Annotated in this window: 17 protein-coding genes; 15 read left to right on the forward strand and 2 right to left on the reverse strand. The window is 66.6% G+C overall.

The features are described from left to right. The first annotated feature begins 1 nt into the window (after position 1). The 13 genes from NK1_RS22450 (at position 2) to NK1_RS22510 (ending at position 12,797) form a co-directional block, all read left to right on the forward strand. The gene (locus NK1_RS22450; protein WP_063011663.1) at positions 2 to 322 is read left to right on the forward strand and encodes a lycopene cyclase domain-containing protein; all 321 of its coding nucleotides are present in this window, start codon (positions 2 to 4) and stop codon (positions 320 to 322) included. After that, the gene (locus NK1_RS22455; protein WP_063011623.1) at positions 319 to 1,896 is read left to right on the forward strand and encodes an FAD-dependent oxidoreductase; all 1,578 of its coding nucleotides are present in this window, start codon (positions 319 to 321) and stop codon (positions 1,894 to 1,896) included. Before NK1_RS22450 ends, NK1_RS22455 begins: the two co-directional genes overlap by 4 nt. Further along, complete coding sequence (locus NK1_RS22460; protein ID WP_063011625.1) at positions 1,896 to 2,933, forward strand: Rieske (2Fe-2S) protein; 1,038 nt, start codon at positions 1,896 to 1,898, stop codon at positions 2,931 to 2,933. The genes NK1_RS22455 and NK1_RS22460 overlap by 1 nt, the downstream gene beginning before the upstream one ends. A 123-nt stretch (positions 2,934 to 3,056) precedes the next feature. Continuing rightward, positions 3,057 to 3,554 carry a cupin domain-containing protein gene (locus NK1_RS22465; protein WP_063011627.1) on the forward strand — a complete coding sequence of 166 codons (498 nt, stop codon included), beginning with the start codon at positions 3,057 to 3,059 and terminating at the stop codon, positions 3,552 to 3,554. Between the two features lie 135 nt (positions 3,555 to 3,689). Further along, complete coding sequence (locus tag NK1_RS22470) at positions 3,690 to 4,067, forward strand: GNAT family N-acetyltransferase (RefSeq protein ID WP_063011629.1); 378 nt, start codon at positions 3,690 to 3,692, stop codon at positions 4,065 to 4,067. A 260-nt stretch (positions 4,068 to 4,327) separates the two neighbouring features. Next, a complete protein-coding gene (locus NK1_RS22475; RefSeq protein ID WP_157104391.1) occupies positions 4,328 to 4,762 on the forward strand; it encodes a hypothetical protein in 435 nt (144 codons plus the stop codon). Positions 4,763 to 4,987: 225 nt separating this feature from the next. Further along, positions 4,988 to 5,779 (forward strand): SDR family NAD(P)-dependent oxidoreductase, encoded by a 792-nt coding sequence (locus NK1_RS22480; RefSeq protein WP_063011633.1) that lies wholly within the window; start codon positions 4,988 to 4,990, stop codon positions 5,777 to 5,779. A gap of 58 nt (positions 5,780 to 5,837) precedes the next feature. After that, positions 5,838 to 6,545 carry a hypothetical protein gene (locus NK1_RS22485; RefSeq protein WP_063011635.1) on the forward strand — a complete coding sequence of 236 codons (708 nt, stop codon included), beginning with the start codon at positions 5,838 to 5,840 and terminating at the stop codon, positions 6,543 to 6,545. A gap of 59 nt (positions 6,546 to 6,604) precedes the next feature. Beyond that, on the forward strand, positions 6,605 to 7,567 hold the full coding sequence (locus NK1_RS22490; RefSeq protein WP_084461369.1) for a sigma-70 family RNA polymerase sigma factor: 963 nt from the start codon (positions 6,605 to 6,607) through the stop codon (positions 7,565 to 7,567). A 12-nt stretch (positions 7,568 to 7,579) separates the two neighbouring features. Then, positions 7,580 to 7,810 carry a hypothetical protein gene (locus NK1_RS22495; RefSeq protein ID WP_063011637.1) on the forward strand — a complete coding sequence of 77 codons (231 nt, stop codon included), beginning with the start codon at positions 7,580 to 7,582 and terminating at the stop codon, positions 7,808 to 7,810. A gap of 92 nt (positions 7,811 to 7,902) precedes the next feature. Further along, positions 7,903 to 9,144 (forward strand): esterase/lipase family protein, encoded by a 1,242-nt coding sequence (locus tag NK1_RS22500; protein ID WP_063011639.1) that lies wholly within the window; start codon positions 7,903 to 7,905, stop codon positions 9,142 to 9,144. 72 nt (positions 9,145 to 9,216) lie between these two features. Then, positions 9,217 to 10,263: an alpha/beta hydrolase gene (locus NK1_RS22505; RefSeq protein WP_063011641.1), complete on the forward strand. Its 1,047-nt coding sequence runs from the start codon at positions 9,217 to 9,219 to the stop codon at positions 10,261 to 10,263. A gap of 356 nt (positions 10,264 to 10,619) precedes the next feature. Beyond that, entirely contained in the window at positions 10,620 to 12,797 is a 2,178-nt protein-coding gene (locus NK1_RS22510; RefSeq protein ID WP_084461374.1) for an acyltransferase family protein, read from the forward strand. A 52-nt stretch (positions 12,798 to 12,849) separates the two neighbouring features. Here NK1_RS22510 and NK1_RS22515 read toward each other — a convergent pair whose 3' ends face one another. Together NK1_RS22515 and NK1_RS22520 are read right to left on the reverse strand one after the other, a co-directional pair. After that, complete coding sequence (locus tag NK1_RS22515) at positions 12,850 to 13,773, reverse strand: CE1 family esterase (RefSeq protein ID WP_063011643.1); 924 nt, start codon at positions 13,771 to 13,773, stop codon at positions 12,850 to 12,852. A gap of 233 nt (positions 13,774 to 14,006) precedes the next feature. Continuing rightward, positions 14,007 to 14,282 carry a GlsB/YeaQ/YmgE family stress response membrane protein gene (locus NK1_RS22520; RefSeq protein ID WP_063011645.1) on the reverse strand — a complete coding sequence of 92 codons (276 nt, stop codon included), beginning with the start codon at positions 14,280 to 14,282 and terminating at the stop codon, positions 14,007 to 14,009. A gap of 1,853 nt (positions 14,283 to 16,135) precedes the next feature. Here NK1_RS22520 and NK1_RS33940 point away from each other — a divergent pair. Continuing rightward, positions 16,136 to 16,900: a class I SAM-dependent methyltransferase gene (locus NK1_RS33940; protein WP_084461387.1), complete on the forward strand. Its 765-nt coding sequence runs from the start codon at positions 16,136 to 16,138 to the stop codon at positions 16,898 to 16,900. 288 nt (positions 16,901 to 17,188) lie between these two features. Further along, positions 17,189 to 24,041 (forward strand): non-ribosomal peptide synthetase (locus tag NK1_RS22530; RefSeq protein WP_157104392.1); only part of this gene is annotated, 6,853 nt, incomplete at its 3' end.

Raw genomic sequence — 24,041 nt, forward strand, 5'->3', positions numbered from 1 at the left:
CCTGCACGGAATCGGATACACCCTGCCAGCCGTGGGCGCGCTGGTGGCGGTGTGCGCGGCGGAATATGTGTGGCTGCGAACCGGACTGTTTCGCCGGCCGGCGTATTGGTTGACCATGATCATCGTGCTCGTTGTCCAGATCCCGGTGGACGGCTGGCTGACCAAGCTGGACGCGCCGATCGTTCGTTACGACACCGATCAGATCCTCGGTCTGCGATTTCCCTGGGATATCCCGGTCGAGGATTTCCTGTTCGGTTTCGCGTTGGTGACATCGGTTCTGCTGGCCTGGGAACGAGCTCGGCGACAGGAGCCCGCACGATGAAACGCCATGTGACGCCGCCGGTCGACCAGGCCCGCGACCATCGCCGGGTGCACTACCCGGCCGCTGTGGGACGACGGGATCTCGGGCGGGAAGGGCGGGCGCCACACGCGGTGGTCGTGGGCGCCGGCATCGCGGGTTTGGCGGCCGCCACCGGGTTGGCCGAGCGTGGATTCCGAGTCGAGGTGGTCGAACGCGAACGATACCTCGGTGGTCGGGTGGGCGGCTGGACCCAGCAGCTCGACGACGGCACACCGGTCGGCATGAATCGCGGGTTCCACGCCTTCTTCGCCCAGTACTACAACCTGCGTAAACTATTGGCACGCAGTAACACTCGCCTGCTTCGCCTGTCCGACTATCCACTCGTCGACGACCAGGGCCGCCGCGACACCTTCCGCGGGCTACCCCGGACACCACCGTGGAACGCGCTCGCCTTCGCGCTGCGCAGTCCGACATTTCGCCTGCGTGACCTCCTGCGCATGGACCCTCGTGCCGCCGCCCCGTTGGCCACGGTCTCGGTGCCGGGAATCTTCGACCGACTCGACCACCTGGATGCGGAAACCTTTCTGCGCGCGATCAACTTTCCCGACGCCGCCCGCCACCTCGCCTTCGAAGTATTTTCCCGCAGCTTCTTCATCGAGCCCGGCCGGATGTCGGCGGCGGAGCTGGCCATGATGTTCCATATCTACTTCCTCGGCTCCAGCGAAGGCCTGTTCTTCGATGTCGCGCGGGACAATTTCGACGTCGGCTTGTGGTCTCCCCTGGCGGAATACCTTTGCGGGACAGGCGTTTCAAGCAGGCCGGGCCGCGCCGAATTCCATACCGGCGTGACGATCGAGCGGATAGAACCCCGCGGCGCGGGTTTCCGGGTGATCGACGACAACGACGCCGCAGTGGACACCGACGCCGTGATACTGGCGACCGATGTGGGCGGGCTGAAACGGCTCGTTTCCGCGTCACCGGAACTGGGCAATACCGAATGGCGGTCACGGGTATCCGAATTGGCCACCGCACCGTCGTTCGCGGTGCAGCGGCTGTGGCTCGATCGCCCGGTGCGTGCGGATCGACCGAGTTTCCTCGGCACCGGCAATCTCGATCCGCTCGACAACATCAGCGTCGTGCACCGCTACGAGAAGCAGGCCGCGGCGTGGGCGGCGAGGACCGGCGGTAGCGTCGTCGAATTGCACGCCTACGCGGTGCACGACGGCACAGCCGTTCGCGCCGACACCGAGAAGCGCCTGCTGGAGCGGTTGCACGAGATCTACTCCGAAACAGCGCCCGCTCGGATCGTGGGACAAACCACGCTGTGGCGGCAGGACTGCCCGCGCTTCGCACCCGGAGACTTCGCCCGCAGACCCGGGGTAATGACACCGCATCCGCAGCTCGTGCTGGCGGGAGACGGTATCCGGGTCGATCTTCCGGTGGCCTTGATGGAACGCGCCGCGACGACCGGATGGATCGCCGCCAACACCCTGCTGGCGCGGTGGGGCGCGGCCGGGCACGATTTGCACACAGTGCCCGCCCAGGGGCGGTCATGGGCATTGCGCACCCTCGCTACGCGCGGGAGGACACTCTGATGAGCACCGAGCCCGAGCCGTCCCAGCGATCCGGACGCTCTCCCCTGCAACGGTTCTCCGCCGGACAATGGGCACAGCAGAAGCCCACCTACCGCGACGCGGACCCCGCGTTGATCGGTGCCGTGCTGCGGTGGTCGCAGCTGCAACCTTCGGGAAATTGGTACGTCTTCGCCGCCAGCCGCAGCATTCGCCGCGACCGGCCCTATGGCACCACCGTCGGCGGGGTCGAGATCGTGGCGTGGCGCGACGGGGACAACACACTGCACGTGGGCCCCGGAGCCTGCCCTCATCTGGGCGCCGATCTGGCGACCGCGCGGGTCGACGACGCCACGCTGATCTGCCGGTGGCACGGTATGCGGGTCGGTGCCAACGGATCCACGCGCTGGTGTCCGTTCCCCAGTCACGACGACGGTGTGCTGGCCTGGGTGCGGTTGGACGCGCTCGGTGAGCAAACCCCGACCGACGCACCGATACTCGGCGCCCGGCCCGCCGACTGCACCGTGCACGCGGTCACCCGCCTGATCGGGGTGTGCGAACCGGCCGACATCATCGCCAACCGGCTCGACCCCTGGCACGGCGCCTGGTTCCATCCCTATTCGTTCGCCCGCCTGCATGTGACCCGGACACCGCCGCGCACCGGAATCACCGCGGACAACCACCGGTTCGTTCTGGCGGTCACGTTCCGAGTAGCCCGCGGCATCGGCGTACCCGTCGAGGCCGAGTTCACCAGCCCGGACCCACGCACGATCGTGATGCGGATCGTGTCCGGAGAAGGGGTGGGCAGTGTCGTCGAAACCCACGCCACGCCACTGGGTCCGGGCCACGACGGCCTGCCCCGCACCGCCGTCGTCGAAGCCGTCGTGGCCGACTCCGAACGTCCGGGTTTCCGGTATGCGCGCCGGGCGGCGCCATTGCTGCGACCGCTCATGAACTACGCGATGCGGCGGCTGTGGCGCGATGACCTCGCCTACGCCGAGCGCCGCTACCATCTGCGCCGATCGAAGTCCTCGACCCGGCCGCCGCAATCGCACTCGTGACGATCACGAACTGCGGCACCTTCGCCCCGACTCACCGCGATGTCACAGTCCGCGGGTCTGCTCCGTCGACTCTGTAGCAGGCACCACCGGGTGCCGCACCCGCCGAAAACGTACGGAGTTCCGATGACCGCTTCCGCGCAGACCGCCCCCGTCCTGGTTCGTGCCGATCAGGCCGAGAACCTCCAGGACGGCGCGCTGAGCCTGATCACCCTCCTCGCCGACGCCCGACAGACCGGCGGGGCACTGACCGCCAACAAAGCGACCCTGCGCAAGGGCTCCCCGGGCGCGCCGGCCCATTTCCACACCGCGGCGACCGAAATGTTCCTGGTGCTGAACGGATCCGTGCGGATTCTGCTGGGCGAGAACATCGTTCGTCTCGAACAAGGTGATTTCCTGACGGTGCCGCCCACAGTCCCCCACGCGTTCGCCCCGGCCGCAGGGGCCGATGCCGAACTGCTCGTGGTCTTCACTCCGGGGTTGCACCGGTTCGACTACTACCGGCTACTCGAACGGGTTCATCGCGGCGAGGCGAGCGTCGAGGAGATCCGGGCGAGCTCGCAACGCTACGACAACCACTACGTCGACAGCCCTGTCTGGCGAAATGAGCTCGCCGACGCCTGAGCATCCGCGAAGCCGCCGCGTTTCGGCAAAGAGGAGCCCGGCGGCTCGGATCCGCCGGGTCCCGCACTGTCATGGAGCGTCACGACATCGCACGCATGTTGGCCGGGCGGATCTCCGCCGCCGAAGGCGGTCGCGATGCCTCTATCGGTTACCACGCCCGAAAGGGTGTTACGGCGAAACCTCTTGTCGCTGACCGAATCCGACACGGCCAGAGTCTGCGTCGCCGACAACGACGGTCGTCTGCTCGGCTTCGCGGTCACCACGACCAGCTTCGGCTTGGAACACGGGCTCATCGCCGAGCTGGAGGACCTCTATGTGATTCCCGCAGCACGACGCCACGGTGTCGGCGCCGCCCTGATCGACGACAGTGCCACGTGGGCGCGAATCCGCGGGTGCCACCACCTCGAACTCGTCATCGCACCCACCAGCCGCGATGCCGCCCGCCTGGACGGTTACTACCGATCGCGAGGCTTCCGCGACCAGGGACGCCGACTCCTGACCCGAGAACTCTGACGGCGGCGGCCGTTCGCCCGCTCTCGGATACCTCGCACTCCGGTGCGCCGTCGAACCGGGCGTCCGGCCGGGCCGCCGACTGCGAAGGTGCTGATGCCGGCGAATTACCGCACCGTTGCGATTCCCACCGGCGGCCAGGGCGATTCAGCGGAGGCAGGTGAACCGTTGCGGCACAACAACATACGAGGTACTCCGTCGAGCCGGAGCAGCGGCGCCGATGCCTGGTTGCACCGTCGCGTCCGACAGGCGATTCTGGAGGAGTGCGAGCCCGTGACGTGGAGATCGGGCACACCTACGTGGTCCTGGTCCCCCACCGACTACCGATCGCCCGCTACCCCGAACGCGAGCTACCGGGCACACCGATTTGGGTCGCCGGGCTTCTGGCCGGCGCCCGCTTCCGGCTCACGGTGTCCAGTATCGACCGCGACACCCACCCGGCGACCGCCGAAGGGCTCCGGCTCATCGAACGCGCCCACACCGACATCGCGCTCACCTCCGCCCAGGCGGCCGACCTCGGCCTGCCCGCCGGCCAGGGATACCGGGTGGTGGGAATGCTGGTCGACCGGACCGGCCGCCCGGCCCGCGTGCCGTCCCTCGAGACCATCCGGGTGCCGGTCCGGTGGCTGTACCCGGCCGAAGATCCACGCCTACTGGCCAAACCCCACCGCGACGCCGACCTATGGCCCTTCATCTGAACCGCACAGTGCATGGACCTGATCGAGCAGGTCGGTGCCGGTACGCGACTGAGCGAGAAGGGCTTTCGTATCGCGCGTCGGCAAACAGGCGATAGCAGCTGCCATGTTGCCCGATCGGGCACCGATGAATTTCGTGGCGCGCTCGCCTCTGCATAGGTAGGAGGTGAGCCCGGCGAACCGGGCACGGTCTTCACGCTCCGGCGTGAACAACGGAAAGAGGAAGTCATGTCGCTGCAAGGCAAGAACGTCGTTGTCTACGGCGCAGGCGGCGCGGTCGGCAGCGCGGTGGCCCGCGCATTCGCCGACGAAGGCGCCAGGGTGTTTCTGACCGCGCGCACTCTCGACGGCGTCGATACCGTCGCGAAGGAGATCACAGCCGCGGGCGGCGCGGCCGAGACCGCAGTGGTGGACGCGGGAGACGAGAAGGCGGTCACCGACCACCTGGCTGCCGTCGTCGCCGACGCGGGCAGCATCGACGTGTCGTTCAACGCGATCGGAATCTCACCGCGAGAACTGCAGGGAATCCCGCTCACCGAATTGCCGGTCGAGAATTTCCTGCGCCCGATCACGACGTACACCCGGGCTCATTTCGTGACCGCGAAGTCCGCCGCGCGGCACATGATCGCCCAGCGGTCGGGGGTGATCATGATGAACACACCCGAACCGGCCCGCCTGCCGCTGCCGCTCGTCGGGGGCATGAGCGTCGGCTGGGCCGCGATGGAAGGTCTCAACCGGGCGCTGTCGGCCGAATGGGCTCAGCACGGCGTGCGCACGATCTGCCTGCGCACCACCGGCATGCCGGAAACACCGGTCATCCACACCGTGTACGGGCTGCACGCCGACGCCATCGGTATCACGAAGGACCAGATGATCGCGGCCGCAGGTGCGATGACCCATCGCAAGCGTCTGACCGCGTTGTCCGAACTCACGGCTGCGGCAGTATTCCTCGCCTCCGACCGGGCCTCGGCGATGACCGGCACCGTCGCCAACCTGACCGGCGGAATCATCGTCGACTGACCTCGACCGCCCCGACCACCCAGCCGATGCCGGGGCGCGTCGTACAAGGAGACATGCAATGAACGAACTACTGGCGCACGCCGTCGCCGCGCACGGCGGCATGGATCGATGGAACCGGCTCGACACGATCGTCGTCGACGCGGCTATCACGGGGGCATTCTGGCAGATCAAGGGGCAAGGAGAAGCTCTGCGGAACGTCCGCGTCGAGGTGGACACCACGCGGGAGCGGTTGACGATGGACTTCGTCGGCCGAGACCGCAGATCGGTCTTCGAACCCGGCCGTGTCGTCGTGCAGCAGCCGATCGGCACAGTTGTCGAAACGCGCGACGACCCGGAGCGGTCGTTCGATGGCCACCGGTTCGAAACACCATGGGACGACCTGCATCTCGCCTATTTCACCGGTGAAGCACTCTGGACGTATCTGAATACGCCATTCCTGTTCACCTGGCCGGGGTTCGTGTGCGAGGAGATCGCCCCCATCGAAGCCGACGGCGAAACATGGCGGCGACTTCGCGTGACATTTCCCGATCACATCAAGAGCCACACTCGCACGCAGGTGTTCTGCTTCGGCCCGGACGGGTTGCTGCGCCGCCACGACTTCACCATCGACATCGTCGGCCGGACCGTCGAGTCACAGCTGTACGCCGACGACTACCGCGACATCGACGGCGTCGTCATCCCCACCACCCGGCGTGCCTACGCCCCGATGGGCGACGACCGGATCGTCTTCGTCGCCATCGACATGGCCGACATCACCGTCCACTGATTCGAATTCCTTCCCACCGAGGATGTCACGATGAGCAACACCGACCGAGTGAGCGGATCATGCAGACCATGACCGAAGCCGAAGCCGGCGACAAGGATTTCGGAAGGCTGAGCGAGCCGTTCCGGCGTGAGCTGCTCGCCTACTGCTACCGCATGCTCGGCTCGGTCGAGGATGCCGAAGAGGTGGTGCAGGACGTCTACCTCGCGGCGTGGCGTGCCTACGACCGCTTCGAAGAACGATCGTCGCTGCGTACCTGGCTGTACCGCATCACGACCCGGGCATGTTTCAAGGCGCTGGACCACAGCAGACGCCGGCCTCTGCCCGCGGATCTGGCTGCCCCACAGACAAACTCGGATGCCGCCCTCGACGCACCGACTCGGGAGGTGCCGTGGCTTCAGCCGATACCCGATTTCCTGTTCACCACCGCGCCGGCCGATCCGGCGACCGTCGTGGTGGAACGACAGACGATGCGGCTCGCGCTCATCGGTGCACTACAACAGCTTCCGCCACGACAACGGGCCGTGCTGATTCTCCGCGACGTACTGCAATGGCGCGCCGCCGAGGTCGCGGAACTGCTGGAGATGACGCCTGCGGCGGTCAACAGCGCGCTCCAACGTGCCCGAACCCAAGTCCCGGTCCGCGGAGACGAGCTGACCGAACCCGCCGAGCCACAGTTGCGGGCCCTGCTCGACAGATACGTCGCCGCGTTCGAAACCGCGGACGTCGATCAACTCGTCGCGGTACTGACCGAGGACGCCAGGTGGGAGATGCCGCCGATCACGACCTGGTTCGAAGGCCGCGATACCATCGTCGCCTTTCTCACCAAGCAGGTGCGCGTGATCGGGCCTGCCACATTGGTCCCCACTTCTGCCAACGGCCAGCCTGCCTTCGCGGTCTACGCTCGCGGTCGCGACGGCGCATATCACCCCCACGCGCTGCACGTCCTGACTCTCACGACCGAGGGCGTGGCCCGGATCGTCGCGTTCCACGGCGCCTCGTTGTTTCCACTGTTCGGACTCTGAGACAGCGACAGCATGTCCGAACCGGAAAATACCGCCGCATGTGGGGCGCCCCTCGACACGCAACTGCGGCTGTTCTGCTATCTCATGCTCGGCTCGGTCGACGCCGCCGACCGCATGATGCGGCAGATCTACCGTCACGCACCCGGCCATCGAGACGATCGACAGATCGAGCAATCAGAGCGCGCCCGACTGTTCGGTATCGCCGCCGACCTCTGTGGCGTCCGCAATTGTTCATCGCACTGATCGGAGTGCTGCCGGCATGAAGCTGTCGGCCGCGGGAGCCGATATGCCCTAGAGGTTGCACAGCTTTCAGTGCACGGTCGTACACTGAATTGATGAGCGATCGGCAACAGTCGGAGATCGAGGCGCTCGCCCGGCTGGCGGGCGACGAACTCGGCGGTGCCGTCGACGGGGTCGCCACGGTGCACCGCGCCATCTCCGATCACGTCTTCGCGGCCCTGCGGCTGGGGGTCGGCCCGGCCGCTCTGCCGGTGCAGGTGGTACACGACACCATCGCCGACAGCGTGTACCGGATCGTCAGCGGTTCCGCGGTCTCGGCGGGTGTGCTGGCCGAACATGCCGCGACGCTCTCCGGCGTATCCGCCCCGTCGCGTACGGTTTTCGGCTCCGGCTTCCTCGCCGCCCTGCAGGGGTTGATCGGGGACACTCTCGCCCAGCAGCGGCCGATTCTCGCCCCTCCCATGACGTTTCGGTCCGACGGCGAACCGGTGGCGCCGGAACGGCTCGCGGAGTGCATCCCGAACCCGAGCGGTCGGGTCGTGATCTTCCTGCACGGTTTGGTGGAAACCGAACACGCGTGGCGTCTCGGCGGCAGACCGACCTATGCCGAACGACTGGAGGCCGATCTCGGCTGCACATCCCTTCAGGTGCGGTACAACAGCGGTCTGCACATTTCCGAGAACGCCCGGCAACTGAACGATCTGTTGCAGCGCCTCGTCGAGCACTGGCCGGTCGAGGTCGAACAGTTGTCGCTGGTCGGCCATTCGATGGGTGGGCTCATCGCCCGTGGCGCGTGTTTCGACGCCACCGAGGAGGGACGTTCCTGGGTACGCCAGGTGCGCCAGGTGGTCTGCCTCGGGTCACCTCATCTGGGTGCGCCGCTGGAGCAATTCGTGCACTACCTCTCCGCGGCGCTGGTCCGCGTCCCGGAGACCCGCCCGTTCGGACGACTGCTACGCCGCCGCAGTGCGGGCATCCGGGATCTGCGTCAAGGCTCACTGGTCGATCAGGACTGGGACGGTGTGGACGCGGATGCCTTGCGCCGCCGCGCGATCCGCGAGGTCCCGCTCCTCGAGGGCGCCGATCATTACTTCGTCACCGCGACCATCACTCGCAGCCCGCACCATCCCCTGGGCCGCGTCATCGGGGACGGTTTGGTGCTCACCACGAGCGGTTCGGGCCGAAATCGCGCCCGGCGCATCGGTTTCGACGACGACAACGGCATGCATCTGCCCGGGGCGAATCATTTCACGCTGCTCAACCACGAGGCAGTCTATGAAGCGTTGTCCCACTGGTTGCGCGGCGAGCGTGAACAGAAGTCGCTACGTTCAGGCTGACTCCGACGAAATCGAAACCACAAGGGCCACTCGATGGTTGTCTCGACGTGGCGTCGACAAGAAAGGAGCGCCGTGAGCGTCAGCACCAGCATCCTGACGACCGCGATACAGACAGTGGGCGCTCGCGTACTGTCGATGCCCTCGGCGTGGTGGTCGCTGCTGGCCCCCGAACGCCCCGTCCTCGACGGTCAGCAACTCTCCCCCCGCCTGCACGTGCTGGCCACCCTCGGAAAACGCGAACTACTCGCCCGACGGCCCCCGTCACCGGCAACTCGAGCCCGCTTCGATGTCCTGACACGCATCGCCGGCGGCATCGACCACACGGATGTCGCTGTCACCACCATCCGGCTGAGCGGTCCGGCCGGCCCGCTCAGCGCGCGACTGTATGAACCCACAGAACTGCGGCGACCATGCGGCCTGCTGGTGTACGTGCACGGCGGCGGCTGGCATCTGGGCAGCGCTGCCGGTTTCGACGCACCCGCCCGGCTCCTGGCCTCGCGCGCCCGCGTGAAAGTGCTGTCGGTCGACTACCGGCTCGCGCCCGAACACCCGTTCCCCGCGGCATTCGACGATGTACTCGCCGCGTACCGCTTCGCTGTCGATCACGCACCGGACTGGGGTGTCGACAGCACCCGGATCGCGATCGGCGGCGACAGCGCCGGCGGCAACCTGGCGGCGGCGATCGCCCTGCATCTCGGTGCGGACTCTCGATACCGACCGGCTCTGGCTGTGCTGCTGTATCCAGTGGTCGACACCAGCATGGACGGCTACCGATCCAGCGATCTGTTCACCGTCCCCTTGGATCGCGGCTGCGTCGAACGAGCCCTGGCTTGGTACGCCCCCGGCCCGCACACCGCCCTCGACCCACGAGTGTGTGTGCTGCGCGCGCCGAATGTGAGCCTCATGCCCGCCACTCACATCGCCACCGCCGGAATGGATGTCCTGCGAGACCAAGGCGAAGCCCTGGCCCGTCGACTCGACGACCTCGCCGTACCGGTATCGCTCGAACGCTACGACAACCTGCCGCACGGATTCGCCACCATGCTCGCAGATCCCGACGCACGCGCCGCCACCGAAGACATCGCCGATGCCGTCCGCGCACGAATAGGCGAGCCCTAGCACCAGGCGGATCGACGTCAGGCGGGGAGGTGGACCCGCAGGACGTCGCCACTGCCGGTGTCGCCACTGCCGGTCGCGACGACGAGATCGCGGTCTCCGTCAGGCGCCACCGCGACCGCCGCGAGGGGGCCGCCGGTCAACACGGTGCAGATGCACCGGCGTTACTCCGCATTCTCGGAGTCTCCTTTGCCGCAGCCGCTTTCGGTATAACGTTCGGGCGAATTCCTCACCGGGCCGCGTCAATTCCGCGATGCAAAAACCGCAGAATTCGGCCATAAGTAGCACATCCGGCACGGCAAATTGGTCAGCCGCGGAACCGGCACGTCGTCGCGTTACGACCGGGCCGATCAATCACAATGCTGCACATGACGGACACGGCCGTAAGCGGGTTGGCAAATCGGCGGGCAGACCGGGTTCACCATCCATCGCAGCCCCGGGAGGGATTTCGGCCCGATATCGAGGGCCTGCGAGCGGTCGCGGTCGTGGCGGTCGTGCTGTTCCATGCGGGAATTCCGGGTATGAGCGGTGGATTTGTCGGTGTGGACGTCTTTTTCGTGATTTCCGGATTTCTGATCACCGGCATACTGTGGCGGGAGACAAGGACCGGCGGCACCATCGGGCTGGCCCGATTCTACGGCGCACGCGCTCGCCGGCTGCTGCCCGCGGCGGGCATCGTGGTGGTCGCCACCGCGATCGGCGCGGCGGCGCTGCTGCCGCCGCTGCAGGCGCGCCAGGTCCTCGGTGACGGGATCGCCAGCGCGTTGTATGTCGGGAACAATCGGCTCGCCCTGCGCGGCACCGACTACCTCGCGGCGAGCGAGCCACCGTCGCCGTTCGAGCACTTCTGGTCACTCGGCGTGGAGGAACAGTTCTATCTGGTGTGGCCGGTGCTCATCGTCGCGTCGGCGTGGCTCGTGCGGCGTCGCCGCACCGGATCGGCCGGGCCACTTCCCTACCTGATCGTTCTTGCGGTGGTCGCCGCGCTCTCGTTCACAGTCTCACTGATCTGGACCGGCACGCTGCCGCCGTGGGCGTTCTTTTCGCTGCCCGCCCGGGCATGGGAGTTGGCCGCCGGCGGTCTGGTGGCGCTCTCGGTTGGCGTGTGGTCCCGGTTGCCGGACTCGGTGGCCGCGCCTGCCGGATGGATCGGTCTGGTTCTGGTCCTCGTTGCGTGCACCCACTTCGACGGCAGGACACCCTATCCCGGTAGCGCGGCCCTGGTGCCCGTCGCGGGTACTGCTCTGATGATCGTATCCGGCTGTGCCGGAACACGTTTCGGCGTCGGACAGGTGCTGACCCGCGGTCCGGTACGCGCGATCGGAGCCGTGTCCTACCCCTGGTATCTGTGGCATTGGCCGGTGTTGCTGCTGGCACCGCATATGCTGGGCCATCCGCTGGGGCGAGTCGGCGCGATCGGTGCGATCGTGATGGCCGGCGGGCTCGCTCTGCTCACCCAACGGACGATCGAGAATCCGGTCCGCTTCGCGGCACCGTTGCGAAACTCGGCCGCGCGCAGCCTCGCATGCGGCTTCGCCTGCACCGCACTCGCCACGAGTGCGGCACTCGTCCTGCTCACGCTCGTCCCTGCCCCGGTCGGGCACGGCGTGGCGGCACCGTCCCTGGTCCTCACCGCGCCCCGCGACTCGGCCGCGCCCGCCACCGACCCTCGTGACGAGGCGGTCCGGCAGCTGATGGCACAGGCGCAATCCGCGGTCGCCGCGTCGGCCGAAATCCGCGCTGTTCCATCGAATCTCACCCCTTCGCTGGACATCGCGCCCGGCGACAAGGCCGACGCCTTCACCAACGGCTGCGTCCGGTCGTGGCGCGAGGTCGGCCAGGCCGAGTGCGCCTCGGGTGATCCGGACTCGCCCACCACGGTGGCCCTGGTGGGCGATTCACATGCGGCGATGTGGAATCCGGCGCTCGAGCCGATCGCCGAGGCGCGGCACTGGCGGCTGGAGACGATGGCCAAGGTCACCTGCCCCCTGCTGGACCTGCCCATCACCAGCCCGTACTTGGACCGGGAGTACACCGAATGCGAGCAGTGGCGCGGCCAGGTGCTGAACCGGCTGCGCAACGAGCACCCTCGGTTGATCGTGGTGGGCATGTCCCGACGCTACGGCGGCGATTTCGGCTTCGTCTCCTACGATCGAGCCTGGGTCGACAGCCTGGCCCGCCTTGTGTCCGAGCTGCGCGCGATCGGTTCGGCGGTGCTCGTCCTCGGCCCGATCCCCGATCCCCACACCACGGTGCCGACGTGCCTGTCCGAACACCTGGACGATGCCACCGCATGCGCACCCGCACGCCCGGTCGGAGTGAACGACGCCGGCGTCGCGGCCGAGCAGGCGGCGACCACGGCCGGTGGCGGCGAGTACGCCGATCTCACCTCGATGTTCTGCACTGCCGGCCGCTGCCCCGTCATCGTCGGCAATACTCTGGTGTTCCGCGACGACAATCACCTCACCGTCAGCTACGCCGAGACCCTCGGACCGGCGATCGGTGCCCTCACCGACAGCGCCCTCGCTCACGGATGAATCCCATTGCGGCACCGGGGGTCGGCTCGGTTCGCGCAGTGCCGCTCGGCGCTTACGGGAGGGTGGTGGCGAACATGAAGTTCCACAGTCGATCTCGCAGGTCCTCGCCCGCCGCGCCGGACGGCCACTGGTGCAACTGGCCGTTTTCCACCCGGTACTGCACGGAGGTTCCGCCGCGGCACGGTCCGTAGCCGGCCGTCGTGCCGAAGGTGTCGCTGGACCGGGCCGGCCGGACGGGGCAGCCGTCGCGATCTACCCATGCGCCGACGTTGGCCACACCGGCCGCCGGGTCGGAGATCGGGTCGAACTGTCCCTGGGCGATGTCGACGGAGATCGGTCGAGCTGGTTTGCAGGGCGACCCCGGACTGGGAATCAGCAGGGTGGGGTTGGGGAGGGTGGGATCGCCGCCCTCCCAGGAGGTTACGTCCGCGAAGACGTCGGGGGCGTCGCACGCCAGCCGCTGCGACATGATGCCGCCGTCGGACCAGCCGCTGCTGTATACCCGTCCGGGGTCGATGCACCAATTGGCCTCGATGTCGGCGACGACCGAGCGCAGGAACCGGACGTCGATCGAGCCCTGCTGGAATTCCCAATCGTTGCCCACCAGACCGTTACCGGGATCCAGCGGCAGATTGTTGGCGTTGCCCTGCGGGTAGGCGACGATGAAGTGATGCGCGGCCGCGTAGGGAGTCCAGCCCGAGACCTGCTCGAAATCTGCTGCATTACTGGCATTTCCATGCTCGGCGAGCAGCAGCGGCACCGAGTGTCCGGTCAGGCCGGCGGGAACGTTGAGCCGATAGATTCTGCTACCGATCGTCCGTACGACGGTGCCGGCGGTCGGTGCCAGGCTGCACTGCGCCGCGGCGGGGCGAACCGGGCTTCGATCGACGGGTGTCACATGCGCAATCTGCAATGACGCGACGACTGCGGCGATGGCGGCCACGGCCGCGCCGAGGTGAATTGCGATAGCGCGCATACTTTCCCATCATCGAGACGGCGATGGGCAGCAGCCTACTGGGGCCATGGTTTTCGATAGTGGGAAACGGTTGAATCGGTTCACCTCGGCCTGCGCGCGGGCGAATCTCGTGGACACAGTGCTGGGCTCGGAGGCTACGACAGCCTCCGAGCCCAGCACATTACGCCTCTGCCGATCACATCCAGCTCACGCGCGGCCAGGCGCGCGGACGGGAGATCCCGGGCCAGGCGCGCTTATCGGACTGCGCGTCCGCGGCCGGTGACCATACCGACCAGGAACAACAAGACCACCGCCCCGCCGAGGCAGGTGAAGAAGCTGAACCACAACCCTCCACCCTCGACATCGACGCCGAACAGTTTCAGCAGGAACCCGCCGATGATGCCGCCGACCACGCCGACCACAATATTGAGCAGAATGCCCTGCTGAGCATCGGTTTTCATGATCTTGCTGGCCAGCCAGCCCGCCAATCCACCGATGATGATCCAACCGATAATTCCCAGACCCAACATCGTGTCTCCTCTTTCGAACGTCGAAACGCTCCCATCCGAGCGTGCTCGACGGCGATATACCCCACATCCGCACGACCAACCAACCGACATCGACAACACCAAACACTCTGTGTGACAGCCCACTTCGCGTGCGGCAGCGCCGGATGCGCATCGGCCGGGTGGTAGCGGCGGATGGATCGAGATCTGTCCCGTGTCGGAGGTTTCGACAGCCTGTCCGCGCGGACTGCGGCCACGCCCACATCCTGATCACCACCCTCCTCGCGCATATCCGGGAAACCCGCATCGCTATCAGCAACGGCGGTAGCGTAGAGAGGGCGGGCGGCAGGAGCGAACAGCCTCGAAACAGGGGCCGGGTTCGAACAGGGTCTTATCGCGGTATCTGTCGGCCGCCGGAAACTAACTCGAAGATATGAACCTGGCGCACCTGTTGTTCGTGCTTGCTGGATAAGACGAAGATTGACGGGCAAGCTTCTCACCGACGAGCACAACGGCGAGTTGCGGCAGGGAGTGCCATGAGCAAGCTCGGAGAGCAAGCCATCGTCTGCGGTGCGAGTATGAGCGGGCTGCTGGCCGCCCGGGTGCTGTCGGACTTCTACGAGGAGGTCACACTCGTCGAGCGGGACCCGCTGCCCGACGGTCCCGAGCAGCGTCGAGGTGTGCCCCAGGCGCGCCATTTTCACGCTCTGCTGAGTACGGGATCGAATATCCTGGGCCAGCTGTTTCCCGGCCTGCTCGATGAACTCGTCAGCGCAGGCGCGAATGTTCTGGCAAATGAGCCGTCGCGTGTCTATGTCCGGTTGGGCCGGCATGAGCTCGGCGGTTCGGACAAATATGCCGACCCGGCAGCGCTGGTCGTCTATCAACCCAGCCGGCCGTTCTTGGACTCCCATGTCAGGCGGCGAGTCCGCGCCATCGAGAATGTGAGAATCCTGGACAGCCATGGTGTCGTCGAGCCGATGACCGACCGGGCCCGTCGAGTCACGGGCGCCCGGGTGGTCAACCGCTACACGGGTGAGGAAACCGCGCTGAATGCCGAGCTGGTGGTCGACGCGATGGGTCGCTCCGCGCACACCCCGGCGTTTCTCGACAACCTCGGCTGCGAGCGACCGATCGAGCAGCGCTACCCGGTGCATCTGAGCTACGCCAGCCAATTTCTGCGGGTTCCAGCTGACATCGTCGGCGACAAATTGGGCTTCTCGGTCAGCCCGGTGCCCGAACGACCGGTCGGAGTGGTGGCCGTGGCCTATGAGCACGACACCTGGATCCTGACCTTGTTCGGCGTAGACGGGCACAAACTTCCCCATGACCTGTCCGGAGTGATCGAATGCGCCGCGCAATTCGCGCCGCCTTCCCTGATCGCTGTGCTGCGGTCTGCCGAGCCGCTCGGCGCGATGTCGGCGCAGCATTACCCGGCCAGCACCTGGAGACGCTACGACAAGATGCGGCAATTCCCACCGGGGCTGCTGGTGATGGGCGATGCGATCTGCAGCTTCAACCCGGTTTATATGCAGGGCATGACCATGGCCGCGCTGCAGGCCGTGGCGCTGCGAAACTGCTTGACCGATCACGACGCAGACGTGAGCCGGCGATTCTTCAAGGCGACTGCCAAGCAGATCGGCCCGGTGTGGCGGGGGAATCGGTTCACCGATTTCACCGTGTCCCAGGGAGATGGTTGGCGCCGGATGCCGAGACGCCTGGTGAACTGGCCCATCGACAAGGCACAGGAAGCCGCCGCGAACGATCCGGCGGTCGCCGAAGCGGTCCTTCGGGTGATGCATTTCGTCGACCCACCTGCCCGCCTCGCGCGGCCCTCGTTCCTGATGCGGCTGGTCGCGGCCAACCGCCGAGCCGGAATGGCGACGACCGAAATCTCCGACATCGACCGCATGCCGCGCGGTGGACCGGATGCGTCGTGGCTGGACCGGCGGTTGCAGACCGATCGTCTGGAGTACCTCGACCGCGACGACGTCGATGATCGCAAGCGCAGCATCATCCGTTCTCTGGACCGCGGCGAAAGGGTTTTCGGGATACACCGGAGGCTCGCGCGCATCGTGCTCGACGAGGTCACCGACGTGCGCGATCCCAGGATCCTCGAACTCGGCGCCGGCCACGGCGGACTGTCGCGGGCGTTGTTGTCGATGCATCCCACCGCCCAGGTCACGGTCACCGACATCGAGCCCGCATCCGTAGCCGCCATCGCCGCCGGTGACCTGGGCAGTCATCCGCGGGCCACCGTGCGGGAGATGGATGCCACCGCCATCGACGCGCCCGACGGGTTCTACGACCTCGCCGTGTTCGCGCTGTCCCTGCACCATCTGCCACCACGGTCGGCCGCCCGAGTGTTCGCGGAAGGTACCCGCGCCGCCGATAAACTGCTGATCATCGACTTGTCGCGCGCGCCTTCGTTGCTGCACCTCGTCATGGTGGCGTTGGCACTGCCGTTGACGATCGTTCCGTACTGGCACGACGCGTTGATCAGCTCGTTGCGCGCCTACAGCCCGTCGGCGCTGCGTGCGTTGGCCCGCCACGCCGACCCGGCGATCACCCTCGAGCTGCGCAGACAGGCGCCCGTTCTCCCTGGCAGCCCGCAGATCGCGGTGGCCAGTTCCCCCCGGTAGCCCAGATCCTTTCCTGACTTCTGATGTGTTGCAATCCCGTTCGGCGTAGTGTGCGCTGGAGGCCACATCGTCAGTGGCTCCCTGCGAGCGTCCACGGCAGCTCCCCAGACGATAGGGGGCCGGACGCGTGGACATTCGATTGAACCGATCGGCATCGAGGCCCGTGACCACGAGCATGGGCGCAGTGTGTGTTATCGCCATCACCACTACAGCCGGCACGAGATCACCTGATCGGTCGTCGGGTTGCCGGGATTTGAAGCCTCGAGGACATACGAGGAATTCGTCATCATGCTCAACTACGGTGCTCAATTGGGGGTTCTGGGGTCGTTGACCGCCGCTCAACGGTCGATATGGGCTGCCCAGCAACTCCGGCCCGAAGTCCCCTACAACGTGGCCGCTTTCCTGACGATCGATCACGATGTCGACGCCGAAAGGCTCATGCTCGCGTGCGAATCGGCGGCAACCCGGTTCGGCACACCATGCGCGCGGCTTTCCCTCCATGACGGCGAACCGGTTTTCACAGTCGACCGCTCGTTTCCGCACACCCTCCGTTGTCTCGATCTGCGCGCCGAGCGCGACCCGGAATCCGCTGCTCGCGACTGGATGGACAACGACTACCGCCGGCCGATCGATGTGGCCCGTGACCGGCTCACCGACTTCGCACTGCTGCGCATTGCCGACGAACTGTCGTACTTCTACCTGCGTACACATCACGTTCTCCTCGACGGGTACGGCGCCGACAATCTGATGCGGCACATCGCGGCCGTCTACTCGGGCGCAGCGCCCGATACCGGAGAAGTCGACTTCTCCGAGTTCGACCTGATTCGCAGCGCCGATGAAAAGTATCAGCAATCTTCGCGCAGTCGGGCCGATGCCGAGTACTGGAAAACCGTTGTGCGTGAACCTCTCGACATCACCGATCTGGGCGGGACACGGAGGCCGGTGGCACCACGCCACCCGCTGATACGGGAACTGAAGTGCCCGCATCGAGTCGAGGAGAACCGGCATGTCCGCTTCGATGTCGCAAGGATTGTCGCGACCGTAGCGGTGTTCATCGCGAAAACCACAGGCCAGCAACATATCTCGTTGTCACTGCCGGTTTCGGCCCGGACGACCGCGGCGCTGAAACGATGTACGGGCATGGTGTCGAACATGGTGCCGCTGCTCATCGATGTCCATGACGACGACACCATCGGTGCACTGAGCGATCGGGTAGCCGAGGCCATGATCGGTGCGTTGCGGCATCAACAATTCCGGCGCTGGCCGGACCTGATCACCCAGGCGAGCCGGCCCGATATGAACATCGAATTCGGCCCGGCGATCAACATTCTCGACTTCGCCGCCCCGCTTCGTTTCGGGCCCTCCGAAGTGACGTACAACGTATTGACCACCTATCCGATACAAGACTGCGCAATCAACATCTATCCGCAGCTGGGTGACGGCGCGCCGCGAATTCAGTTCACGTGGAATCCGGACCGGTACGCCTCCGACGACATCGCCAGGCACATAACCCGACTGGAAATGCTTGTCGACCGCCTTCTGGTGGCGGATCCGTCGGTGACGGTGGCAGAAGTGTCGCTGCTGGCTGCCGGTGAACGCGATCTGGTGTTGTCGGTGTGGTCCGGTGCGGGAGTGGCGGCGCCGGTCGGGGTGGCGCCGCAGTTGCTGGCTGCGGCGGTGGCGGCCTGCCCGGACGCGCCGGCGGTCGTCGACGGTGCCCGCGAGGTGTCGTATCGCGAGCTCGACCAATGGTCGACGAGGTTGGCACGGGTACTGATCGAGGCGGGTGTGGGTCCGGAGCGCGCGGTGGGTGTGGCGATGGATCGCTGCGTGGAGTTGGTCGTGGCATGGTGGGCGGTGGCCAAGGCAGGCGGGGTGTATGTGCCGCTGGACCGGGCCCATCCGGTCGAGCGGATCACCGCGGTGCTGGACGCTGTGGGGGCTGTCTGTGTCGTGGCGCGCGGGTCCGGCACGGTCGCCGGGGCCGCGACGCGTCCGGTCGTGCGCGTCGACGCCCCGGATGTGTCCGAGCGGTCCGCAGCGGCGATCACCGACGCCGATCGGCCGGCCGACCTGCGGGTGGACAACACCGCGTATGTGATGTTCACGTCGGGATCCACCGGTGCCCCCAAGGGGGTGGCGGTCAGCCACGCCGGTCTGTCGGGATTGGCCGCGGCGCAACGGGCGGTGTTGGGGTTGGGCACGGATGCGCGGATTTCGATGGTGGCCGCGCCGACCTTCGATGCGTCGATCTTCGACATGTTGTGGGCAGTCGGGTCGGCCGCGGCGCTGGTGGTGGCGCCGCCGCAGGTGTATGCCGGGGAGTCGTTGACCGCGTTCCTGGAGGATCAGCGGGTCAGCGCGGCGGTGGTGACCCCCACCGTGCTGTCGTCGCTGGATCGGACCCGGCTCGACCGGGTGGGCACGGTGATCACCACCGGTGAGGCCTGCCCGGGAGAATTGGTGGCCGCCTGGGCGCCGGGACGGCGGATGTTCAACGGCTACGGGCCCAGCGAGACCACCATCGGTGCCACCCTCGCGCCATTGTCGGCGGGGCAGCCGGTCAGCATCGGCAGCCCGATCCCGGGGATATACGCGCTGGTGCTCGACGCGCGGCTGAACCCGACCCCGGTCGGGGTGGTGGGCGAGCTGTATCTGGGCGGGCCCGCGCTGGCGCGGGGCTATGTGGGGCGGAGGGAGTTGACCGCGGAGCGCTTCGTGGCCAACCCCTATGGGGAGCCCGGGGCGCGGGCGTATCGCACCGGTGACCTGGTGCGCTGGACCTCCACCGGCACATTGGATTACGTGGGCCGCGCCGACACCCAGATCAAGCTGCGCGGGCAGCGCGTCGAGCTGGGTGAAATCGAGAACACGCTGCTGGCCTGCCCACAGGTCACCCGGGCCGCCGCCACCATGCACCGGAGCAGCACCGGCGACCACCTCATCGCCTACGTCATCCTCGACCACACCGCCACTACCGATCGCGACGCCGAAATCGTCGAACAGTGGCGACACATGAACGACGAGCTGTACGACGCCGAGGTGGCGGCGTCGGGGTTCGGCATGGATTTCCGGGGCTGGAACAGCAGCTACAGCGATGATCCGATTCCGCTCGAAGAGATGATGGAGTGGCGTTCGGCCACCGTGGATCGGATCCTCGCCCTGCAGCCGCGGCGAGTGTTGGAGATCGGTGTCGGCTCCGGGCTGGTGCTGTCACAGATCGCCCCACGGTGTGAGCACTATGTCGCCACCGACGTGTCGGCGGTGGCGATCGACAATATCGCGCGCTCGCTCGAGCAGATGCGGATCCCGTGGCGTGACCGAGTCCAGTTGCTGACCCGGCCGGCTCACGTCACCGAGGCACTGCCGCAGGGGTACTTCGACACGATCATTCTCAACTCCGTCATCCAATACTTCCCCGACAGGGATTACCTGACCGAGGTAATCGACGCCGCCCTGGATCTGCTAGCCCCCGGTGGGGCGATGTTCATCGGCGACGTCCGTAACCACACCCTGCAGGGCGCGTTCCACACCGCGGTCACGCTGGCGCGCACCGCCACCACCGACGCCGCCGAGATCCGCCGGCGAGTCCAGCGCGCCGTGCTCGCCGAACCCGAATTGCTGCTGGCCCCAGAGTTCTTCACCAGTTGGGCCGCCGGCCATCCGTCGGTGGCCGGACTCGACATCCAGGTCAAACGCGGATCGGCCGACAACGAACTCAACCGGTATCGGTACGACGTCATCGTCCACACGACGCCGACGCCGGTCCGCTCACTGGCCGCGGCACCCACCCTGACGTGGACCGGAGTCGCGGGGCTGCGCGGGCTGCACACGCAGCTGATCTCCGAACATCCCGCCACCGTGCGCATTACCGGCATCCCCCGTACCGGACTGATCACCGATGTCCGCATCGAACGCGCTCTCGCCGACGGCCTATCGCCGGCCGACGCACTCGCGCGAGCCGACGCCACCTCCGACACCGCTACCCCCGAACAACTGCACCGCTTGGGCGAAACGACCGGATATCAGGTCGCGGTCACCTGGGGCGCCCACCCCGGCACCCTCGATGCCGTCTTCATCACCCCCACCGACCCCCACCACCGGCAGGCTCCGCCGCTGACCGACCTCTACCTGCCTCCGACCGGAGAACATCGAATCACCACCCACGCCAACGACCCGCATACCGACACCGAAATCGCCGCCATCCGTCAGCGGTTGAGCTCGTGGTTGCCCGAGTACATGGTGCCGGCGCAGATTGTGGTGCTCGACGAGTTCCCGCTGACCTCCTCGGGGAAAATCGACCGTCAGGCCTTGCCGGCACCGATGTTCGCCGCCGCGCCCTTCCGGGAGCCACGGACTCGGGCCGAGAAGATCATCGCCGAGGCGTTCGCGGAGATATTGGGTCGAGACCGAGCGGGGCTCGATGACGATTTCTTCGCCCTCGGTGGAAACTCGTTGACTGCTACCCGGGTGAGCGCGCGGCTGCAGCTCGCGCTGGGCAGGGAAGTGCCGGTGCGGTATCTGTTCGACGCGTCGACCGTCGAGGGTCTCGCCGACTACCTGAACCGGCATCGTGGCGGCCCCGCTCAGTCGACACTGCAGGTTATGCCACGTCCGGCGCGGGTTCCGTTGTCGTATGCCCAGCAACGACTCTGGTTCATCGACCAATTCCAAGGTCCGTCTCCGGTCTACAACATGCCGATCGCATTCCGGATCAACGGACCACTGGACGTCGAGGCACTCGACTCCGCCCTCGATGACGTCCTCGCCCGCCACGAATCACTCCGCACCATCTTCCCCTCCACCGACGGCGTGCCCTCCCAACAGGTACTGCCCGCCCGGCCAGGGATGTGGCGACGCGACGGCGCGGCAGTCGCGTCGCTGCCCGAACAAGACCTGACCGGCGCCCTGGCAGAACTGGCCCGGTACCGGTTCGACCTGTCGACCGAGATCCCCATCCGCGCCCAGATCTATTCGGTGGAATCCGAACAGTATGTCGTGGGGATTGTGTTGCACCACATCGCTTTCGATGGATGGTCTCCCGCTCCGATGGCCCGCGACGTGAGCGAAGCGTACCGAGCGCGCCGACACGGCCACGCCCCGGACTGGACGCCGTTGGCGGTGCAGTACGTCGACTACGCACTCTGGCAACGCACCCAACTCGGCGAACTACACGACCCCGACAGCCGCATCAGCACCGAACTGGAGTACTGGGAACAGACCCTGGCCGGGATGCCCGAACACCTCGACCTCCCCACCGACCGGCCCTACCCACCAACCACCGACCAACACGGCGACAGCGTCACCATCGACTGGCCCGCGGGACTCCAGCAGCAGATCGCCGAGGTCGCGCGCGAACACAACGCAACGAGTTTCATGGTCGTCCAGGCCGCCCTCGCGGTACTCCTGTCTACGATCAGCACCAGCACCGACGTCCCCATAGGGTTCGCCGTCGCCGGCCGCGGCGACCCTGCTCTCGACGAGTTGGTCGGCTTCTTCGTCAATACCTTGGTACTGCGGGTCGATCTGGGCGGCGACCCCACCTTCACCGACCTACTCACTCAGGTCCGCACGCGCAGTCTGGAGGCGTTCGAACACCAACACGTGCCGTTCGAGGTGCTGGTGGAACGTCTCAACCCGGCCCGGTCATTGATGCATCACCCGCTGATCCAGGTGTTGCTGGCGTGGCAGAACTTCGCCGGAAACAATGACCCCGCAGGCGGTTTGGTGCTGGAAGACCTCCAGGTCTCCTCCCTGCCGCTGGACACCCACAGCGCCCGCATGGACATCGCGTTCTCCCTCGGCGAACGCTTCACCGACACCGGCGAACCCGCCGGACTCACCGGCGCAGTGGAATTCCGCACCGACATCTTCGACACCACCACCATCGACACACTCATCCAACGACTCGAACGAATACTGAACGCCATAACCAGCAACCCGAGGCGGTCGTTGTCGTCGGTGGACCTGCTCGACGAATCCGAACACATCCGATTGGACGAGATCGGCAACCGGGCCGTATTGGATGCGCGCACATCCCCGGCGATGTCGGTGCCGGCGTTGTTCGCCGCACAAGTCGCCCGCACGCCGGATGCAGTGGCACTCAGCTGCGGTGATCGTTCATACAGTTACCGGCAGCTGGAGCAAGCAGCGAACCGGTTGGCACACCTGCTGACCGACCGCGGTGCGGGACCCGGATGCGTGGTCGGGCTGCTGATGCACCGCTCGGCGGAGGCGATCACCGCGATAGCGGCAGTACTGCAAACCGGGGCAGCCTATCTACCCATCGATCCCGAACACCCCAGGGCACGAATCGAATTCATGCTCACCGACGCCACACCCGTCGCCGTGATCACCACCGCCGACCTCGCCGGACGACTCGACGGGATCGACATACCGATCATCGATGTCGACGACTCCACCCTGGACACTCAACCCAGCACCGCACCATCGGCATCGGCATCGGCATCGGCATCGGCATCGGCATCGGCATCGGCATCGGACACCTTTGCCTATTTCATCTACACCTCCGGTACCACCGGCGTCCCCAAAGGCGTGGCCGCCACCCACCACAACATCACGCAACTATTGGCGCCCAGCACCGACGCTCGGCGGCTGCTCGGCGATGACACATCTGCATCGGAACAGGTGTGGGCGCAGTGTCATTCGCTCGCCTTCGACGTCTCGGTGTGGGAAATCTGGGGCGCGCTGCTGCACGGCGGACGACTGGTGGTGATCCCCGACTCGATCACCCGCTCCCCCACCGACTTTCATGACGTGCTTGCTGCCCAACAGGTCACCGTGCTCACTCAAACCCCGACCGCCGCAGCGATGCTGACACCTCGAGGTCTGGAGTCGGTCACCTTGATACTCGGCGGCGAATTCTGCCCCGCCCAAGTAATAGACCAGTGGGCGCCCGCACACGCAGTCATCAACGGCTACGGCCCCACCGAGACCACCATGTGCGTTTCCTTGACTGCGCCATTGGCGCCGGGTTCGGGAACACCACCGATCGGCTCACCAGTATCAGGCGCAGCGTTGTTCGTGCTCGACCGCCGGCTACGGCGAGTGCCGATCGGCGTCACCGGCGAGTTGTATGTGGCCGGCGCTGGTGTCAGCCCCGGATATTGGCGTCGCACCG

It is taken from the genome of Nocardia kruczakiae NBRC 101016, assembly GCF_001612965.1.
Taxonomy (GTDB): Bacteria; Actinomycetota; Actinomycetes; order Mycobacteriales; family Mycobacteriaceae; genus Nocardia; species Nocardia kruczakiae.

Excerpts from the sequence above, each read along its gene's own strand:
- NK1_RS22500 (WP_063011639.1), top strand. The coding sequence starts at position 7,903 with ATGAGCGATCGGCAACAGTCGGAGATCGAGGCGCTCGCCCGGCTGGCG.
- NK1_RS22490 (WP_084461369.1), top strand. The coding sequence starts at position 6,605 with ATGCAGACCATGACCGAAGCCGAAGCCGGCGACAAGGATTTCGGAAGG.
- NK1_RS22495 (WP_063011637.1), top strand. The coding sequence starts at position 7,580 with ATGTCCGAACCGGAAAATACCGCCGCATGTGGGGCGCCCCTCGACACG.
- NK1_RS22455 (WP_063011623.1), top strand. The coding sequence starts at position 319 with ATGAAACGCCATGTGACGCCGCCGGTCGACCAGGCCCGCGACCATCGC.
- NK1_RS22520 (WP_063011645.1), bottom strand. The coding sequence starts at position 14,282 with ATGTTGGGTCTGGGAATTATCGGTTGGATCATCATCGGTGGATTGGCG.
- NK1_RS22510 (WP_084461374.1), top strand. The coding sequence starts at position 10,620 with ATGCTGCACATGACGGACACGGCCGTAAGCGGGTTGGCAAATCGGCGG.
- NK1_RS33940 (WP_084461387.1), top strand. The coding sequence starts at position 16,136 with ATGGCGACGACCGAAATCTCCGACATCGACCGCATGCCGCGCGGTGGA.
- NK1_RS22460 (WP_063011625.1), top strand. The coding sequence starts at position 1,896 with ATGAGCACCGAGCCCGAGCCGTCCCAGCGATCCGGACGCTCTCCCCTG.
- NK1_RS22470 (WP_063011629.1), top strand. The coding sequence starts at position 3,690 with ATGCCTCTATCGGTTACCACGCCCGAAAGGGTGTTACGGCGAAACCTC.
- NK1_RS22515 (WP_063011643.1), bottom strand. The coding sequence starts at position 13,773 with ATGCGCGCTATCGCAATTCACCTCGGCGCGGCCGTGGCCGCCATCGCC.
- NK1_RS22485 (WP_063011635.1), top strand. The coding sequence starts at position 5,838 with ATGAACGAACTACTGGCGCACGCCGTCGCCGCGCACGGCGGCATGGAT.
- NK1_RS22465 (WP_063011627.1), top strand. The coding sequence starts at position 3,057 with ATGACCGCTTCCGCGCAGACCGCCCCCGTCCTGGTTCGTGCCGATCAG.
- NK1_RS22480 (WP_063011633.1), top strand. The coding sequence starts at position 4,988 with ATGTCGCTGCAAGGCAAGAACGTCGTTGTCTACGGCGCAGGCGGCGCG.